Below are 1,605 nucleotides of genomic sequence, written 5' to 3' on the forward strand. Positions count from 1 at the left end.
ACGTGACCGAGCCCGAATTCCGAAAGCAACGCAGCAGATCGTCATTCTGCTGCCTCCAGAGTATAAAGCTGTGACTCTGCTAGCAACATCAAGTTTTTCTTCGGTCCACCTGGGTAGTAAACCACCATCTCCACTACTAAAACCCGCTTATTGGCTTCGTCGTTAATAGCGTGTAGCACAAAAGGACCACCCATCATATCCCCCACCATCGCCCAAAGACCACGCACCTCCGTCCGAGGAATGCCATTAGCCTCCACATGGCGAACCACCTGAGGTACCCGATGCTCCGTACTCATGTATGAGCCCTCGTGAGCACCTGCTACATTTTGTTGCAGTACACTATCTCTAACGGCAATAATCCTATCCAGCTCTAGGCTCTGAGGTCCTTCATAGGGATAGGTGTAGGCAAAGAAGTCGGTCCGACCTTTCACTCCCTGATCCGATGCCCAAAGGAAGTGATCTCCCGTATGAGTGTATTCCAAATCGGTATTGACGCGAATGGTCCAACCCCCGATCTGCTCCTTCATCAGCTTTGCCACCTCGCTAGAGTAGGTTTGGTCAAAGGCGTGGCTCAGCCGTACCAACTCCTCCTTGTAGATCATGTCGGCAATCGACCTTCCCTTCAGATCCAAAAGTCGGTAGATCGACTCAAGGCTCTCCGCCCTCGCATGGATCAGTAACTGACCACCAGCAAATTGATCGCGACTAATCCCTATCGAGGGGCTAGTATACCGCTCCTTATCAATCGTGATGTAGAGGATGTTCCTGAGCGACTTAAACATCTGCGAGAAGTCGCGTTCCCCAGTCATCATCACCGTGAGCAATGGCTCATTTTGTGGTAGCACCATCATCGGCATACCGAGTGCTTGCTTCACACTATCCCTTAGAGCTTCAGTGTCGTAACCATCGGGAAGCACCACCACCATCTCCAGTGGCTTACCAGTAGCTCCAAATAGACCACCCCCCTTACTGCTCCCCTTCCCACTGCAGGAGAAGAGCAGAGGCAGAGCCATCAATATCCATAGCAAACCCTTCAAGGTCCCCCCTCTATCTACCAAACTTTTCATCGCATTTATACAGCTGATACACATTATATATAATATATAGGCAAAGCAACAGTCGCTTAACCTCCCTATACCTCTATTACTCACAAATATACCAAAAAGCAAATATAAAGCCACCCTAATATCGCAATTTCGCAGGGGTTGCGCATTAGAAGTTAATGACCCTATAAAATAGGAGAAAGCAGTGGTTCAAAAAGCCCATTTATAACGAACTGATATTCAACACCATATAAAATCAAAAATTGAGTTGCAACTAAGCGATCGGCGAGTTGCAACTAAGCAAATGCCGAGTTGCAACAAAGCAAATGCTTAGTTGCAACTATACTTTTGACCACTTTGCTGTTGCTTTTTTAGGTTGTTGTACGAAGGCCATCTGCCCCCTTATTTGTGGTATGGATTTGTCCTTGGGGGTTAGTTATGCACTCCGTGCAACAGCCTCCTTTTCCATAGATGCCCCGATAATTACCACTCACAAGACTATTCTAATGCGTAACCCATGGCGTAACCTCCAGGGGTTACGCATTAGAAAGTTCTTACCGTA

The 1,605-nt window shown here is 47.7% G+C and carries 1 protein-coding gene; it reads right to left on the bottom strand.

The window, feature by feature from the left end:
- Positions 1-41: 41 nt before the first annotated feature.
- Positions 42-1,067 (bottom strand): DUF4837 family protein, encoded by a 1,026-nt coding sequence (locus QVO39_RS02125; RefSeq protein ID WP_021902820.1) that lies wholly within the window; start codon positions 1,065-1,067, stop codon positions 42-44.
- Positions 1,068-1,605 lie beyond the last annotated feature (538 nt).

It is taken from the genome of Porphyromonas sp. CAG:1061 (genome assembly GCF_000435035.1).
GTDB lineage: Bacteria > Bacteroidota > Bacteroidia > Bacteroidales > Porphyromonadaceae > Porphyromonas_A > Porphyromonas_A somerae.